Raw genomic sequence first — 16844 nt, forward strand, 5'->3', positions numbered from 1 at the left:
GATTATACCTCCATTTTTTCTTTAATTAATGTGACAATATGATCTAGCTCTTTTGCGGTATGCTTGTTTGAATGATCACCAAATGTGATACTAAAGTCATCCTGTTTTGTGTAACGGGGGATTAGATGGATATGACTGTGGAAAACAGATTGATAAGCAATAGCACCGTTATTATTGACTATATTCATTCCTTCAATGGTTGAGTCAGCTTGTTTGATTGCACGCGCAATTTTTGGGATTCTTGAAAAAACAATGCTAGCTAATTCTTCATCGTATTCAAAAATATCCGCGACATGTTTTTTCGGAAGAACGAGTGTATGGCCCAGTGTAACTTGGGTTAAATCAAGGAACGCAACAATGTATTCATCTTCATAGATTTTTCTACTTGGAATTTCATTTTTGATAATCTTACAAAAAATACACTCCGACACGAGAGAACCTTCTTTCTCATAGTTTAATTTCAAGAGATAAAAACAGCGAAGAATAGTTATCTTTTGTTATTTATTTTTCACCTTAAATGTAGCACAAAATGGAACTAAAGTGAAACGCTAACTAAAATAAATAGAATAAAGCAACTATTGCCATCTTATGGTACAATTAAAAAAATTTCAAGAAAAGAGGGGAACAAAGAAAATGGGTTTAAAAGTATCAAATGTTACAGGCGGTTATACTCAAGTTCCTGTGTTAAAAGATATATCTTTTGAAGTGAACGATGGAGAATTAGTTGGATTAATTGGCTTAAATGGTGCTGGTAAAAGTACAATTATCAAACACATCATAGGGTTAATGGATCCAATGAAGGGTGAAATCATCCTAGATGGACAAACATTAAAACAAGAAATTACGGGCTACCGTAAAAAAATAGGATACGTTCCTGAGATGCCAGTTCTATATGAAGAGTTGACATTGCGTGAGCATATTGACATTACTGGGATGGCTTATGATTTACCTTCTGAAGTTGTTTTCAAAAGAGCGGAGAAATTACTTAAGACTTTTCGATTAGAAAATAAACTGGACTGGTTTCCAGCACATTTTTCTAAAGGAATGAAGCAAAAAGTTATGATTCTTTGTGCATTTCTCATTGAACCTAGTTTATACATTATTGATGAGCCTTTTGTTGGTTTAGATCCATTAGGAATCAGTGCGTTGTTAGATTTGATGAATGAAATGAAGCAGCAAGGTGCATCTATTTTGATGTCTACTCATATATTAGCAACAGCAGAAAGAGAATGCGATCGCTTTATTTTACTTCACGAAGGAGAGGTACGAGCGGATGGAACACTGGCAGACTTGAGAGAAACGTTCAGTATGCCTTCTGCAACATTGGATGAAATCTATCTACAGTTGACTAAAGAAGAGGATGAGCATAGATGATGGAAGATATTTGGAAAAAAAGATCTGCTCACTATCAAAAAAAAATGATACGCTATTCAAAATATATCTTAAATGATCATTTCGTGATTGTTTTTTTATTCCTTTTCGGAGCACTAGGATATGCTTATTCAGAACTTCTTAAAACTTTATCAGAGACAGTTGTATATGGGCGCATAATTGCCGTTTTTTATTTAACCTGTTTAACGTTAATCGGTAAACTAGCTACTTTTTTGAAAGAGGCAGATAGTGTCTTTCTACTGCCAAAAGAAAAAGAGTTGAAAGGTTATCTTCAACTCGCTAAAAGATACAGTATGATGTTGCCAGTTGTTGTGATCGTTTTTGGTACGAGTATCATCATGCCTTTATTAGTTGCAACTTCTTCGTTTAAATTTACAGACACCTTCTTTTTTGTTGTCTATTTAATTGTGATAAAAAATATTGAACTAGAAATACAACATTTGTGTATGAAAATATCTTTTAAACAAGTAAGAATAAAGATAAAAATAGTGTTTTTAATTGTTTCATTTATTGGAAGTTTTTTATTGATTTTTTTATCGCCATTAGTAGGAATTATCTATGCCTTGCTGTTAACTGTTCTATGGTTTAACTATGGTATAAAGTACCGTGATTATTTTCTTTATCAGTGGCAATCAATGGTTAAAGATGAAACGACTCGTGTTCAGCGTATTTATCAGTTTATTAATTTGTTTACAGACGTTCCCATCATGAAAAGTACTGTAAGGCGAAGACGTTATCTAGATTTCTTTTTAAATAAGAGTAAAAGACAACACGAAAAAACATATAATTATTTATACACACGAGCCTTTTTAAGAGGAACCGAATATAGCGGGCTGTTTATCCGTTTAATGCTGATTGCTATGGTACTGATATTATTTGCTGAACCCTTTGTACTTCAGTTGTTATTAGCTTTACTTTTTTTGTATTTAACTGGCTTCCAGTTAATTCCACTCTATTTTCATTTTGATAATATGGCAATGGCGGTTTTGTATCCAATTGATTCCTTACAGAAATTAAAAGTAATAAAACAACTTTTAGTTAACTTGCTGTTAACTGAGAGTTTAGGAATAATTGTGATTTCGTTCGTTCGTTTATCTTTATTAGAGGTAGCACTACTAGGGGCTGCGTTGATACTGTTTAGTTTTTTATTTAGTTATTTTTATCTGCCGTCTAGAATTAATAAAATGGTAAAAACACAACGACGGTAAGAGCTTATTGAAAAAGACTAAATAATCTAGCCACAGCTCCTAATAAAAAAATTGGAATCAACGTTTCTAAAACAATTAAACTAAAATGAGCTGAAAGAGGCGAAGATAATGAAAGTTATTTGGAATAATCAACTTGTAGAACGAGAAGATGTAAAGATTGATATGGAAGATAGAGGTTACCAGTTTGCTGACGGGCTTTATGAAGTTATACGTGCCTATAATGGCATACTCTTCACTGCAGAACAACATGTTGAGCGATTGTTTGCAGGAGCAAAAAAGATAGAGTTAATTTTACCTTTTACAAGAGAGGAATTAATTCGTTTACTAAATGAGTTAATCAAAGAAAATAGTATAGAAACAGGGAATATTTATTTGCAGATTACTAGAGGTATGTCGAGTCCAAGAAACCATACTTACCCTGAAATTGAATCCACTTCACCAGTCTTCACAGCATCGACAACAGTTGTGCTGCGTAATTTAGAAATGATGAAAGATGGAATAAAGGTTATTACTTTACCGGATATGAGATGGCTTCATTGTGATATTAAATCAATTAGTCTTTTAGGGAATATTATGGCTAAACATGAGGCGCATAAAAAAGGAAAAGACGAAGCTATTTTGTATCGTGATGAAGCTGTCACAGAGTGCTCTGCATCAAACGTTTCAATAATAAAAAATAAAATTCTTTATACTCATCCAGATGGGAACTTGATATTATCAGGGATAACAAAAATGGTTTTATTGAAAGTTGCTAGACAATCCGGACTAATGGTTAAAGAAGAAACGTTTACACTAAAAGACTTGAAAGAAGCAGATGAAGTATTTGTTTCAAGTACAACAATGGAGGCTATGCCTGTTGTAGAAATCGATGATAGGCTTGTTGGTGACGGCAAACGTGGGCCTGTAGTTAAGTTGTTACAAGAACTTTATGTTACCGAAATCGAATCAATGTGTGGCTCAATTAGCTAAATAAAAAAAGAACTAACTATAGGCATAACCTGTTATATTTTTGGGTTATGTCTTTTTGATTTTCTTCCAAAAATAGCTAAAATAAGTCTTCTTTTGTACCAGAAAAAAGTTAAAAGAAAAGTGAGGTCGTTTAACGCATACTTTTATTTGAACGTAAAAATGTATTTTTTAAAGGAAAACAGCTATTTTCTGTTTTTAATAGCTTAATTTTAGTACATGGAAATTTTTTAAAAAAGAAAATAAAAGAATTATTATAAAAAGAACGTATATGCGCTTGACGTAATTAGAATTTCTATCTAAAATAGGATAGGAATAGAATGATAGATATCGTAAATGATGTCTATCATTTTTTGTCTAAGTAGAGAAGTAAACCAATATAAAACAGGGAATGATAGGATATGAATTTTGAAATAGACTCTGGATGGAAATTGCATCCAGTTGGTGGTGATACAGGTCAGGCTTATATGGGAACTAGAGCAGAAGAAAAGCTTTTTTTGAAGCGCAATTCTTCGCCTTTTTTAGCTGCACTTTCCGTTGAAGGTATCACACCAAGGCTAGTGTGGACAAAGCGTATTGGCAATGGTGATGTACTGACAGCCCAAGAATGGTTGAATGGACGTACGCTTAAGAGCGAAGAGATGGTCTCTCCTGAAGTCGCACAATTACTAAGTCGCATTCATACTTCGGAACCATTGAGGAGTATGCTTTCACGGGTTGGTGGTAAAGAAATAACTCCTCAAATATTGCTGAATAACTATAAAAACAAACTGCCAAGCGATCTGCTAAATCATCCACTATTGACTAGTATTTTTGACAAGCTAACAGCAGAAGCAGCTACTATGAATTTAGTGACTCCTAGAGTTTGTCATGGGGATATCTATCAAAAGAATTGGCTATTATCCGATAAAGATCGTTTATACTTAGTTGATTGGGATTCTGCAATGTTAGCTGATCCAGCAATGGATTTGAGTATGCTACTCTTTCAATATGTTCAACGAGAAAATTGGAAGGATTGGCTTGAACATTATGGAGCAGTTGTCACAGATGAATTGATTGAACGAATATTGTGGTATGCCTCGATGAATTATCTAACTCAAACCAAGCGTCATCATCATGAATCTAGATTTTATGAAATGAATAAAGATATTTTGAAATTACAAACAATCCATTCAGTTATACAAGATGAAAGAGAGTAGAATCTTATTCGATATTTCGGGAAGATTCTACTTTACGTTTAAGAGAGAATGAATAAAATTACAAAGGGGACTAATTATGCGTTTAAGAAGAAAGCCAGGAGCACCGGCAAAAATAGCTGAATACTCTCAATATATTGCGAATACTCCTGAAGAGTGGGTTGGGAAATGGCATGAGCGATTTAAAAATAGCCATCCGATTCATATTGAAGTTGGAACCGGAAAAGGGCGTTTTATTACTGAAATGGCTAAAAGTAACCCTGAAATAAATTATATAGGAATTGAATTGCAAGAGAGCGTTATAGTAGTTGCTTTAGATAAATTAATAGAAGAAGACTTGCCTAATTTGCAATTGCTTCATGTCAATGGAGGATCGTTGACACAGTACTTTGCTAAGGAAGAAGTCGACCAAGTCTATTTGAATTTTTCTGATCCATGGCCAAAAAGTCGTCATGAAAAAAGAAGACTAACATCCTCTAGCTTTATTAAAAATTATGAAGAAGTTTTAGTTCCAGAAGGAGAAATCCATTTCAAAACCGATAATCAAGGTCTTTTTGAGTATTCATTGAGTAGTTTTTCTATATACGGAATGATTTTAGAACGCGTCTGGCTGAATTTACACGAAAGTGATTTTGAAGGCAATATTATGACTGAGTACGAGGAAAAGTTTTCAAATCGTGGACAACGTATTTATCGAGTTGTAGCTAAATTTCCTGAAAGAAAATAAAAAATAGTGAGGGATTCAATAATTATTGAACGCCTCACTATTTTTTATTTTCATCTATTTTAAATTCGATAAATATCTAAAATTGTTCCAGAATAGGCATCTGCAATAAACTCATATTGGACAAGCTCATTTTCTTCTAATCTAGATATTCCACCGTAATAAACATCTGTTTTTAAAGTAAATTTTCTTAAAGGTATTTTTTTTAATTCAATCCACGATCCTTCGATTGGACCTTCTGCTAGAAATTGTTTCTTAACAGATGTTAAGATGGTATCTCCATGTATAGCAACATTTGTTTGTAAATAACGACGTAAGAAATAACCAAAAACTATACCTGATCCAAAGAGAAGACCGGCAATTAAATTATTTTTTATTGCTTCGTTTTGTTTATTTTGCATAACTATCCCAACCTTTCAGCAGTTTGTTCTACTATCAAGTATACTACTTATTTTAAGAAAAGTCTTCTAACTTAAATTTAATGTATAAATAGGGTATAATGTAAAGGGAAAGCTATAAAAATAGAAAGGAGATCATAAAAGTAAACAGGACTTTTATGAATACATAAAATTATGGAAGATAAAACATTTGATTTAATTAAGAAAATGACAGAGTTGCAAGGAACTAGTGGATTTGAACATAGAGTAAGAGAAGAGATGAGAAAGCAGCTAACTCCCTTAGTAGATGAAGTGCAACAAGATGGTTTAGGAGGAATTTTTGGCATTCGTAAAAGTAAGGTTGAAAATGCACCCAAAATTATGATTGCAGCTCATATGGATGAAGTTGGCTTTATGCTTGCTCGTATAACGAAACAAGGCTTATTTCATGTTGTACCTTTAGGAGGATGGAACCCTTATGTTGTTTCAGCGCAGCGATTTACTTTGCAAACAAGTAAAGGAGATTACCCTTGTATTTCATCTTCTGTACCGCCACATCTTTTAAGAGGCAAAGATGGCAACCAAGCTAAATTAGAAATTAGTGATATTCTTTTTGATGCTGGTTTTGATTCTAAAGAAGAAGCAGAATCGTTTGGAGTACGTCCAGGGGACACAATAGTGCCAGATGTTGAAACAATAAAAATGGCAAATGGTAAAAAAATAGTCAGTAAGGCCTGGGATAATCGCTATGGAACAACAGTAGTAATAGAAGCCTTGAAAGAATTAGTCAACGAAGATTTACCAAATACATTAATTGCAGGAGCAAATGTCCAAGAAGAAGTTGGTCTAAGAGGAACAAAAGGAGCAGTTCACCAATTTAAACCAGACTTATTTTTTGCTGTAGATTGTTCAGCAGCTGACGACTTAACTGGAGATAAATCTAAATTCGGACATTTAGGAGAAGGATTCTTACTTAGAATTCAAGATCCAGGGATGATAACATTAAAAGGAATGCGTGAGTTTTTATTGGATACTGCTGAAACAAACCATATTCCTTATCAGTATTTTGTATCTAAAGGTGGAACAGATGCAGGTGCAGCTCAGGTTATGAATAATGGTATTCCTAGTGCGGTGATTGGTGTATGTGCACGATACATCCATACTCATCAGACTGTTTTTCATATTGATGATTACGCTGCAGCTAAAGAAATGGTTTTACAAATAGCTCGTACGTTAGATCGAAGTGCTCTTGAAACGATAATGAAAAACAACTAGTTAATAATAGAAAGGAATGGTAGTATGCGTAATCTAGTTTCGGTTGAAGAATTTCAATTAATTAGTAAAAAAGAAAAAGTTGTTTTCTTTTTTAATGCAGATTGGTGTGGGGACTGTGTTTTTATAAAGCCAGAAATGCCAGGAATTGTTAAAGCTCATCCTGAAATAACATTCATTAAAGTAGATCGCGATAAATTCGTTGAATTATGTGAAGAGTTATCTATCATTGGAATACCGAGTTTTCTTGCTTATGAAAATGGTAAAGAGATAGGAAGGTTTGTCAGTAAAAATCGTAAAACCAAAGAAGAAATAGAAACATTCATCCAAACCTTATACTAAAAAGTTAGGAGCTGCAGATATGGAGCAAGATCAACAACAATATGCTCGCATTTTAATTGCTATAGATGGAAGTGAATCTGCTAAAAAAGCTTTCGAAAAGTCTATTCTAATTGCTAAACGAAATGATTCTGAATTAATTATTGTTCATGTGATTGATTCTAGTTCGTATAACATGGGGATTGAAAGTGCGACTTTTAATGCGATTGAAGTCGACTCAATAGAAATGGAAGAATTGCTAAAAGAATACAGCAATAAAGCTAAAAAATCTGGAGTAAAATTAGTTAAAACATACATGGTCAAGGGCTCACCTAAAAAGCTATTATCTACAGAAATACCAAAGGAGTTTCAAGTAGATTTGATTGTTGTAGGCAGTACCGGATTAAATATGATTGAGCGTTGGATGATTGGAAGCGTGAGTGAATACATTATTCGAGAATCTCGCTGTGATGTTTTGGTTATAAGAAATACAAAAAAGAGGATGGGTTTAGACGATGATGATAAGCAGTTACAATAAAGATGGAATTGGCGATGTTCTTTTAGTTATGACTGAAAGTAGTGTCTCTAAAGAGCAAGGTTTTGAAACAAAAGGAAACACTACGCGTATCTTTAATACAGCAACAAATAAGACAGTAGGATATAATTTTTTTGAAAGTTCTAACTATTTAGAGATAAATGAAAATGGGCCACTAACATTGAGTATGCAACAAGTTAGTCATTTAAATGACCGCCTTTTAGAGCAAGGGTTTAGTGATCAATTGGAAGCAGACGAAGCACCGAAATTTGTTGTTGGATATGTTAAAGAATGTAGTTCTCATCCAAACTCTGATCATTTATCCATTACTCAAATTGAAATAGACAATCAACAAGTTATTCAAGTTGTATGTGGAGCGGCTAATATTGCAGCTGGACAAAAAGTAGTGGTAGCTAAAGTTGGAGCAATGATGCCTGATGGAACAGCAATCTGGGATGGAGAATTAAGAGGAGAACCAAGTCACGGGATGGTTTGCTCTGCTAGGGAATTAGGCATAAAAGAAGAACAAGGTAAAAAAGGTATTTTAGTCTTATCTGATTCATCAGTAGTTGGAACAGAATTTAAAAAATAGGATAAAAAAAAAACAAAAAAGAAGTAGAAATAGTCTGTTATAGCGCTATTTCATGCTTCTTTTTTATTTTGATATTTTCATACTGGTTGGTTTAGATTAATTCTACAACCTGTATAAGATTTGTGTTAAACTAATACACGAACATCAGAGAAGAAAGGAGCGTCATCATGTCGAAATATGATGGACCAAGTTATAAAAAAAACCAGAAACGATTAAAGAAATCTGAGTTTCCTTTCTATCGTGACTCTGCTCATGTGACAGAGAAAGATGGTCTTTTTGATAAGACTAAGACATCGAAGTATGAAAAATCTATAAAAATAACCCGAGAAATGAATACCAATGGCTCAGAAAAATCATTTTCTGAACAAATAAACAAGACGAATGACGAAAGAAAAAGATTAATACCCACTAAACAAGACAACGGTAACTCAAATGAATCAAGCGAAAAAGACAACTCAAACGATCTATTTAAAAGAGATACAGCAATCTATCAAAAAAGACGAAGTTCGACACCTTTTAAAGTTCAAAAAATTCCTTCTCCTTACCATGGACTAAGTAAAACTTTTAGAAAAGGAATAACAGTCGACTATAGCGAATTAGCAATAAGTTTAAAAAAAGAAGAAGAAGATTTTATTTTATCTTATGATCATCTTTGTGAGCGTTTGTCAAAGTTGTATACTAAAGAAGCTGAATCTACTTTCGAAGAACCGGCAGATTCAGATCAGTCTGTCTCTTTGGATAATTCTAAAAATAAACTCAATCAATCGTTAGAAACAATGATAGAAGAGCAAGATAGCCAAATAAATCATCATAAAATAGGAACAAATGATTTTAATGACGAAGATATTCTTGAGGATTCAAAAAAAATAAAAGTACCCAATGATGTGCTGACAGATAAGCCTGTTGGACTAAATTCAAATGAAGACTTAGATACCTCGAAAGAGAATAACAATCAGCTAATTAAAAAGAATGTCCAACTAGGACCAGTTGTAACGAGGAAAAGAAAAATAGTAACAGATGAAGAAATTGAACTGTTGGAACTTAAAGCTGCACTTAGCCGGTTCAATTATATTGAAAAAAATTCAAGTAAAGAAAAACGATTGTTTGAAACAAAAGAGATTACACTGAAAAGTAATCATTCTACTCAGCAAACAGAAATAAATCAAAAGATAGAAACAAATAAAGACAACGAGCAAGAAGATTTGAGTGAAGAAAAAGAGCAACAAAAAAAAGATCACCTAATAAATGATAGACTAGTTCCAGAATCAATCTCAGAACTAGAACGATTGACAGAACGATCTAAAGATGAAAAAAATAACGTATTATTAAGTACGGATAGTGCTAAGCTGAGTTTAGATGGACATAAACAGCTAAACGAGTATAAATTTCCATCATTGGATTTATTGGATCCACCAGTTGAGTTTCAAAGCAATGCTATTGATGATTGGGTTTTAGGACAAGCAGAATTATTGAATGAGACATTAGATGCTTTTAACGTTCTCGCCCAAGTAGTAGGCTGGACTGTTGGACCTGCAGTTACACAATTTGAATTGCAATTGAGTCGTGGCGTTAAAGTGAATAAAATTACGAATCTTTCTGATGATTTAAAGTTAGCGTTAGCAGCCAAAGATATTAGAATTGAAGCACCCATTCCAGGTAAAAGCACGGTTGGAGTTGAAATACCAAATAGAATATCCAGACCTGTGATGCTTTCAGAGGTGATGGCTAGTGATAAATTTAAAAATAGTCCTTCTCCATTAACTGTTGCATTAGGGGTTAATCTAGCTGGAGATGCAATTGTGTCTACTCTTGATAAAATGCCTCATGGCTTGATTGCTGGTGCAACAGGTTCTGGTAAAAGTGTTTTTATCAATTCTATTCTAGTCAGCTTACTATATAAGGCTAACCCTAGTGAAGTAAAGCTGATTCTAATTGATCCTAAAGCTGTTGAACTGGCTCCATATAATGCTATTCCACATTTGTTGTCACCGGTCATTTCTGAACCAAAAGCAGCTAGTGAAGCCTTGAAATGGGCAGTTAACGAAATGGAAGAACGTTACCAAAAATTAGCTCTAGCAGGAGTAAGAAACATTCAACGGTTTAACGAAAAAGTTCAAGAGCAAGGAGACCACGGGTTGAAACTTCCTTACATCGTCATTATTATTGACGAGTTAGCTGATTTAATGATGGTTGCCAGTAGTGATGTCCAAGATTCAATAGTGCGTATTACTCAAAAAGCACGTGCTGCAGGAATACATTTACTTGTAGCAACTCAGCGTCCAAGTGTAGATGTTATTACCGGGACAATAAAAAATAATATTCCAACAAGAATAGCCTTTATGGTATCTAGCCAAGTAGATTCCCGAACGATTATGGATTCTGGTGGAGCTGAAAAATTACTCGGTAGGGGAGATATGTTGTTTTTAGAAAATGGTGCAAGCCAACCTATCCGCATTCAAGGAACTTATGTTGAAAAAGAAATAGATAGCATTGTTAAATATGTAAAAGAACAACGTCAAACGAATTATTTATTTGAGCCTGAAAGCTTATTAGCAAGAGTAGAAGCTATTGAAACCAAGGATGAATTGTACGAAGAAATAGTGGTTTTTATTATTGAAGAAGGCCAAGTATCAGCATCTTCGTTACAACGTAAGTTTAAGATTGGATTTAATAGAGCTTCTAATATAGTCGATACACTAGAAAAAGAAGGATTAATTTCATCTAACAAAGGATCAAAACCACGTGACGTTTTTATAACTAAAACCGACTACAAGGAACGAAACGAGACTAAGGAACTGTTTTAATTATTCAAAAAAGAACGTACTGGTTTCGTTAAAAAGAAGGCATCTGATATTACTTCTCATGAGAACTAGTTCTGGAGAGAATAAATCACAGCCTTCTATTTTTACATAGCGATAACACTGCATACCTAATCTAGTTGACTAAGAATAAACTAGAAAAAGATAATTGGTAGTCGAAAAAAACAAACCATGGTATACTATATCCGTTCTATTTTATTTTTAAATAAACCGATTCTAAGAGGTAAAAAAGAGTGTAAATGATGAAATGTATGATGAATAATCATAGTAAACAAAAAAAACGGTCTAAAACAATGGAGGATTTATGAAAATGAATAATGAAACAGTCTATCATTTTGTTGGAATTAAAGGTTCTGGTATGAGTGCACTAGCGTTAATCCTTCATGATAAGGGTTTTAAAGTTCAAGGTTCTGACGTAGATAAATATTTTTTTACTCAAAAAAATATTGAAGACGCAGAAATTCCAATTTTAACATTTAGTGAGAAAAATATTCATGAAGGCTTAACCATTATTGCGGGAAATGCATTTTCAGATTCACATGAAGAAATGATAGCTGCTAGAAAAATGAATTTACCAGTTATTCGATACCATGACTTTCTTGGAGAATTATTAAAACAATACACGAGTATTACTGTTACAGGTTCACATGGAAAAACAAGTACAACAGGCTTGTTAGCTCATGTTATGAGTACAATTGCAGATACAAGTTACTTGATTGGTGATGGAACAGGACACGGAGTTCCTGATGCAGAGTTTTTTGTACTTGAAGCATGTGAGTATAGGCGACATTTTTTAGCGTATCGTCCTGATTATGCAATCATTACAAACATTGACTACGATCACCCCGATTATTTTACTAGCCTAGAAGACGTTGTCAGCGCTTTTGAGGAAATGGCTAAATTAGTGAAAAAAGCGATTATCGCATGTGGTGATGATGAGCAACTAGTGAAACTTCAAGCTGAAGTACCTATTATTTATTATGGATTTAACGACAATAATAATTTTCAAGCTAAGAATTTGAGTCGCTCAATCACAGGGTCTGAATTTGATGTGTACATTGAAGATGAGTTTTACGGTCATTTTGTTATCCCTACTTATGGAAAACACAATATCCTAAATGCTTTGGCTGTTATTGCTATCACTTATCATGAAAATTTAGATAAAGAAAAAGTAATAAAAAATTTCACTACATTTGCAGGAGTTAAAAGGCGTTTTACTGAAAAAGTAGTTGAAGATATGGTTATTATTGATGATTATGCCCATCATCCGTCAGAAATCAGGGCTACGATTGATGCTGCCCGTCAAAAATATCCAACTAAAGAAATTATTGCGATATTCCAACCACATACATTTACACGTACAGTGGCTATGTTAAGTGAATTTGCTGAAGCTTTAAACTTAGCGGATTCTGTCTACTTATGTGATATCTTTGGATCAGCTCGTGAACAACAAGGCAAAGTAACCATTGAAGATTTAGCTGTGAAAATAGACAATAACGCTCTAATCTTAAAAGAAGAAAACATGTCCCCTTTACTAGAACATCATGACGGAGTAGCTATTTTTATGGGTGCAGGAGATGTTCAAAAATTCGAACTATCCTATGAAACATTATTGAGTCATTCAGCATTAAGCAAATAAGAAAAGAGAGACTGGGGAGAAATCTACCAGTCTCTCTTTCACATATCTAACTAGCTCATTTCAACTTTTTTATTATTGAGAGAATACCCCTATTTATTTATAAGAAAGAATAGATTTTAGAAATTAGCTATCTCATATATTGTTTGGTAAAATAATATAGAAAAAGAGGGTTGTTCTAGCTAAAACTGGTGTAACAGATTAAATACTACTGTTATAGGATGAATAAGAAGGAGTTTTTATATGACTAAAAAAAATAAATTATTATTGATTGATGGAAGCAGTATTGCTTTCCGCGCGTTTTTTGCTTTACATCAACAGCTAGAACGATTTAAAAATAAAAGTGGACTTCATACAAATGCTCTATATGGTTTTCATAATATGATTGAAAGTGTTTTAACAAAGGAAAAACCTTCTCACGTTTTAGTTGCTTTCGATGCTGGTAAAACAACATTTAGAAACGAATTTTTTAATGAATACAAAAGCGGACGCTCTAAAACACCTAATGAATTTACAGAGCAAATGCCTTATTTGAGAGAATTATTAGATGGCTTTGGAATTAAGCATTATGAATTAAGCAACTACGAAGCAGATGACATTATTGGGACGCTTTCTGATATTGTTGATCCTGCTATCTTTGACGTGGTCATCATTTCAGGAGATCGCGATTTAACGCAACTAGCTAAAGAAAATGTAAGAGTTGATATTACAGTAAAGGGAGTCAGTGAACTTAAAGAATACACGATTGAATCAATCGCTGATGAAATGGGAATTAAGCCAAAACAAATTATTGATCTTAAAGGGCTTGCAGGGGATGCTTCGGACAACATACCTGGTGTAACTAAAATCGGAGAAAAAACAGCTTTGAAGCTTTTAAAGGAGTATCACTCTGTTGAGGGTGTCTATGAGCATGTTGATGAGTTGAAAAAAAGTAAAATGAAAGAAAATTTAATCAATGAAAAAGAAATAGCCTTTCTTAGCAAACGTCTAGCAACTATTATGCTAGATACTCCCATAACAATTGGTGTAGATGATTTAGCTTATAGTGGACCAGATATAGAAAAGCTGATTCAATTTTACAAAGAAATGGACTTTAAAACACATTTAAGTAAACTAGACACAACAGAGTATACTGCAGCTAACGAAGAAATAAGAGAAGAAGTGACATATAAATTTGTGACAGAGATTATGCCTGAAATGTTTACTGACAGAATGGGTCTTTATCTTGAAATGTTAACAGATAATTATCACACTTCAGAAATTATAAGTGTTGGTTGGGGGGATGAGAATCATATTTATGTTAGTGAGCCAGAAATCGTTTTAAACTCACTTTACTTTAAAGAATGGGCTCAAGACAGTACTTTATCGAAACAAGTTTTTGATGTAAAACGGACTTACGTTTCTTTAAATCGTTACGGAATCGAATTGAAAAACAGTCAATTTGATATTTTACTTGCTTCTTATATTTTAAACACTAAAGATAATAGTAAAGATTTAGCAGAAGTTGCCATAGAACATGACTACTACAATGTTTCGCCAGATGAGTCTATTTATGGAAAAGGAGCAAAAATCCATATTCCAGAAGACGTATCAATCATGCATGAACACATTGCGCGTAAAATAAAAGCGATCGTTCTGTTGAGTGAGCAACTCGAACAACATTTAGCACAAAATAATCAAACAGAGCTTTTTTATGATATGGAATTGCCTTTAGCAATGGTTCTAGCGAAAATGGAAATTAGTGGAATAAAAGTTGACGCACGACGCCTAAGAGAAATGAAAGTAGAATTTGCTGAAAGATTAATAGGCATTGAAAATCGCGTGTATGAATTAGCCGGAGAAACATTTAATTTGAATTCACCAAAACAACTGGGAGTTATTTTGTTTGAAAAAATGGGCTATCCAGTCATCAAAAAAACAAAAACTGGTTATTCGACTGCAGTAGATGTATTAGAACAGTTAAGAGATCAAGCACCCATTGTTGAAGATATTTTAGAATATAGGCAGATAGCAAAATTACAATCTACTTATATAGAAGGATTACTAAAAGTTATTCATGGCAATAGTGGGAAAATTCATACTCGCTATATGCAAACCATTGCTCAAACAGGAAGACTGAGTTCGATAGATCCCAATTTGCAAAATATCCCTATTAGACTAGAAGAAGGACGTAAGGTCAGACAAGCTTTTATTGCAAGTCATGAAGGTTGGAAGATATTTGCTTCAGATTATTCACAAATAGAGTTGCGTGTATTAGCACATATTTCAGATGATAATCATTTAAAAGAAGCTTTTATCGAAGGACAAGATATTCATGCAAGTACGGCAATGCGAGTATTTGGTATTGAAAAACAAGAAAATGTGACATCAGAAATGCGCAGTCAGGCTAAAGCCGTTAACTTTGGAATAGTATACGGAATTAGTGATTATGGACTATCAAAAAACTTAGATATTAGCCGTAAAGAAGCTCAACTGTTTATTGATACGTACTTCGTCAAATACCCTGGTGTGAAAATTTATATGGAAGACATCGTCCGCGAAGCAAAAGAAAAAGGATATGTTGAAACATTGTTTCATAGAAGACGCTATTTGCCTGATATAAATTCACGTAATTTTAATTTGCGTTCGTTTGCAGAAAGAACAGCTATGAATACTCCAATTCAAGGGAGTGCGGCTGATATTATTAAAGTAGCGATGATAGAAATGGATAAACGGTTAGAAATAGAAGGATTAAAAGCGACTATGTTGCTACAAGTTCATGACGAGCTGATTTTTGAAGCGCCAGAATCTGAAATTCCTCTTCTTGAGAAATTAGTGGCTGAAGTAATGGAAAATGCTGTTGCTCTAAATGTTCCATTAAAAGTAGACAGTAGTAGTGGAGATAGTTGGTATGAGTCAAAGTAAGAAAATAAGGTAACAGAAAGGAGAGGTTAGAAACAGTGCCAGAGCTGCCAGAAGTTGAAACAGTTAGACAAGGGCTATTAAATCTTGTCAAAGAAACGACCATTATCGGTGTAGACGTTTATTGGGATCGTATTATTTCAGGAGACATCCATAGTGAAGATTTTATCTCTCAATTAATCGGTGCCCGCTTGATAGACATTAAGAGAAGAGGCAAGTATCTATTATTTGATTTTGGTCATTTAGTTATGATTAGCCATCTAAGAATGGAAGGGAAGTATGAAGTTTCTGATACAAACGAATCATTGAAAAAACATACGCATGTTGTCTTTCATTTATCTGATGGTCGAGATTTACGTTATCTAGATGTGCGTAAATTTGGAAGAATGACTTTAGTCCCAAAAGGAGAAGAGTTTACAGTAGCAGGACTGAAAACCATTGGACCTGAGCCAGTTCCTGAAACATTTGATTTAACTCTTTTCAAAAAGATATTAAAACAAAAAAGTAGGGCGATTAAGCCTCTTTTATTAGAACAAAAAGTTGTTGCTGGACTAGGAAATATTTATGTAGATGAAGCTTTATTTGAAGCGAAAATTCATCCGCTCAGACCAGCTCATTCATTAAAACCCAAAGAAGTAGAAGGACTTCATCGAGCTATCATAGAGGTTCTTAAAAAAGCTGTGTTAGCAGGTGGAACAACGATAAGGACGTACAAAAATGCTCTAGGCGAAATGGGTAGTTTTCAAGTTGAGTTGCACGTTTATGGTAAAACAAATGAACCTTGCACAAATTGTGGTGCTCCTATACAGAAAATAAAAGTAGCACAAAGAGGCACACATATATGTACGAATTGCCAAAAATTAACGACGGAAAACTGTGTGCCCCAAACATAATGAAAGGGTGTCTTT

The 16844-nt window shown here is 33.7% G+C and carries 15 protein-coding genes; 13 read left to right on the plus strand and 2 right to left on the minus strand.

Features of this window, described 5'->3' with window-relative positions:
• Window positions 1-2 precede the first annotated feature (2 nt).
• On the minus strand, window positions 3-431 hold the full coding sequence (locus tag ACMHYH_RS03140; RefSeq protein ID WP_414839918.1) for an HIT family protein: 429 nt from the start codon (window positions 429-431) through the stop codon (window positions 3-5).
• Window positions 432-633: 202 nt separating this feature from the next.
• On the opposite strand from ACMHYH_RS03140, the gene ACMHYH_RS03145 reads away from it, so the two are divergent.
• The 5 genes from ACMHYH_RS03145 to trmB all read left to right on the plus strand — a co-directional run bounded on the left by ACMHYH_RS03145 (window position 634) and on the right by trmB (window position 5489).
• Window positions 634-1374: an ABC transporter ATP-binding protein gene (locus ACMHYH_RS03145; RefSeq protein ID WP_414839919.1), complete on the plus strand. Its 741-nt coding sequence runs from the start codon at window positions 634-636 to the stop codon at window positions 1372-1374.
• Window positions 1371-2600 carry an ABC transporter permease gene (locus ACMHYH_RS03150; RefSeq protein ID WP_414839920.1) on the plus strand — a complete coding sequence of 410 codons (1230 nt, stop codon included), beginning with the start codon at window positions 1371-1373 and terminating at the stop codon, window positions 2598-2600. The genes ACMHYH_RS03145 and ACMHYH_RS03150 overlap by 4 nt, the downstream gene beginning before the upstream one ends.
• A gap of 108 nt (window positions 2601-2708) precedes the next feature.
• The gene (gene dat, locus ACMHYH_RS03155) at window positions 2709-3569 is read left to right on the plus strand and encodes a D-amino-acid transaminase (RefSeq protein WP_414839921.1); all 861 of its coding nucleotides are present in this window, start codon (window positions 2709-2711) and stop codon (window positions 3567-3569) included.
• 398 nt (window positions 3570-3967) lie between these two features.
• The gene (locus ACMHYH_RS03160) at window positions 3968-4765 is read left to right on the plus strand and encodes a phosphotransferase family protein (RefSeq protein WP_414839922.1); all 798 of its coding nucleotides are present in this window, start codon (window positions 3968-3970) and stop codon (window positions 4763-4765) included.
• Window positions 4766-4841: 76 nt separating this feature from the next.
• Window positions 4842-5489, plus strand: a complete 648-nt coding sequence (gene trmB / locus ACMHYH_RS03165; protein WP_414839923.1) for a tRNA (guanosine(46)-N7)-methyltransferase TrmB — start codon at window positions 4842-4844, stop codon at window positions 5487-5489.
• 59 nt (window positions 5490-5548) lie between these two features.
• Here trmB and ACMHYH_RS03170 read toward each other — a convergent pair whose 3' ends face one another.
• On the minus strand, window positions 5549-5887 hold the full coding sequence (locus ACMHYH_RS03170; RefSeq protein ID WP_414839924.1) for a hypothetical protein: 339 nt from the start codon (window positions 5885-5887) through the stop codon (window positions 5549-5551).
• Between the two features lie 171 nt (window positions 5888-6058).
• On the opposite strand from ACMHYH_RS03170, the gene pepA reads away from it, so the two are divergent.
• The 8 genes from pepA to mutM all read left to right on the plus strand — a co-directional run bounded on the left by pepA (window position 6059) and on the right by mutM (window position 16829).
• Complete coding sequence (gene pepA, locus ACMHYH_RS03175) at window positions 6059-7138, plus strand: glutamyl aminopeptidase (RefSeq protein WP_414839925.1); 1080 nt, start codon at window positions 6059-6061, stop codon at window positions 7136-7138.
• A 24-nt stretch (window positions 7139-7162) separates the two neighbouring features.
• Window positions 7163-7477, plus strand: coding sequence for a thioredoxin family protein (locus ACMHYH_RS03180; protein WP_414839926.1), 315 nt, complete (start codon window positions 7163-7165; stop codon window positions 7475-7477).
• Window positions 7478-7496: 19 nt separating this feature from the next.
• Window positions 7497-7991, plus strand: a complete 495-nt coding sequence (locus ACMHYH_RS03185; RefSeq protein WP_414839927.1) for a universal stress protein — start codon at window positions 7497-7499, stop codon at window positions 7989-7991.
• On the plus strand, window positions 7972-8580 hold the full coding sequence (gene ytpR / locus ACMHYH_RS03190; protein WP_414840333.1) for a YtpR family tRNA-binding protein: 609 nt from the start codon (window positions 7972-7974) through the stop codon (window positions 8578-8580). Before ACMHYH_RS03185 ends, ytpR begins: the two co-directional genes overlap by 20 nt.
• 167 nt (window positions 8581-8747) lie before the next feature.
• Entirely contained in the window at window positions 8748-11384 is a 2637-nt protein-coding gene (locus tag ACMHYH_RS03195) for a DNA translocase FtsK (RefSeq protein WP_414839928.1), read from the plus strand.
• A gap of 325 nt (window positions 11385-11709) precedes the next feature.
• Window positions 11710-13038, plus strand: coding sequence for a UDP-N-acetylmuramate--L-alanine ligase (murC, locus tag ACMHYH_RS03200; RefSeq protein WP_414839929.1), 1329 nt, complete (start codon window positions 11710-11712; stop codon window positions 13036-13038).
• A gap of 240 nt (window positions 13039-13278) precedes the next feature.
• Window positions 13279-15939, plus strand: coding sequence for a DNA polymerase I (gene polA / locus ACMHYH_RS03205; protein WP_414839930.1), 2661 nt, complete (start codon window positions 13279-13281; stop codon window positions 15937-15939).
• Window positions 15940-15974: 35 nt separating this feature from the next.
• The gene (gene mutM, locus ACMHYH_RS03210) at window positions 15975-16829 is read left to right on the plus strand and encodes a DNA-formamidopyrimidine glycosylase (protein ID WP_414839931.1); all 855 of its coding nucleotides are present in this window, start codon (window positions 15975-15977) and stop codon (window positions 16827-16829) included.
• Window positions 16830-16844: the final 15 nt, after the last annotated feature.

The organism is Carnobacterium sp. TMP28 (assembly GCF_047553015.1).
Taxonomy (GTDB): Bacteria; Bacillota; Bacilli; order Lactobacillales; family Carnobacteriaceae; genus Carnobacterium_A.

Coding starts and splice junctions, on each gene's coding strand:
- ACMHYH_RS03145 (WP_414839919.1), top strand. CDS start 634: ATGGGTTTAAAAGTATCAAATGTTACAGGCGGTTATACTCAAGTTCCT.
- ACMHYH_RS03180 (WP_414839926.1), top strand. CDS start 7,163: ATGCGTAATCTAGTTTCGGTTGAAGAATTTCAATTAATTAGTAAAAAA.
- ACMHYH_RS03170 (WP_414839924.1), bottom strand. CDS start 5,887: ATGCAAAATAAACAAAACGAAGCAATAAAAAATAATTTAATTGCCGGT.
- ytpR (WP_414840333.1), top strand. CDS start 7,972: ATGATAAGCAGTTACAATAAAGATGGAATTGGCGATGTTCTTTTAGTT.
- ACMHYH_RS03160 (WP_414839922.1), top strand. CDS start 3,968: ATGAATTTTGAAATAGACTCTGGATGGAAATTGCATCCAGTTGGTGGT.
- murC (WP_414839929.1), top strand. CDS start 11,710: ATGAATAATGAAACAGTCTATCATTTTGTTGGAATTAAAGGTTCTGGT.
- polA (WP_414839930.1), top strand. CDS start 13,279: ATGACTAAAAAAAATAAATTATTATTGATTGATGGAAGCAGTATTGCT.
- pepA (WP_414839925.1), top strand. CDS start 6,059: ATGGAAGATAAAACATTTGATTTAATTAAGAAAATGACAGAGTTGCAA.
- ACMHYH_RS03195 (WP_414839928.1), top strand. CDS start 8,748: ATGTCGAAATATGATGGACCAAGTTATAAAAAAAACCAGAAACGATTA.
- trmB (WP_414839923.1), top strand. CDS start 4,842: ATGCGTTTAAGAAGAAAGCCAGGAGCACCGGCAAAAATAGCTGAATAC.
- ACMHYH_RS03185 (WP_414839927.1), top strand. CDS start 7,497: ATGGAGCAAGATCAACAACAATATGCTCGCATTTTAATTGCTATAGAT.
- ACMHYH_RS03150 (WP_414839920.1), top strand. CDS start 1,371: ATGATGGAAGATATTTGGAAAAAAAGATCTGCTCACTATCAAAAAAAA.
- dat (WP_414839921.1), top strand. CDS start 2,709: ATGAAAGTTATTTGGAATAATCAACTTGTAGAACGAGAAGATGTAAAG.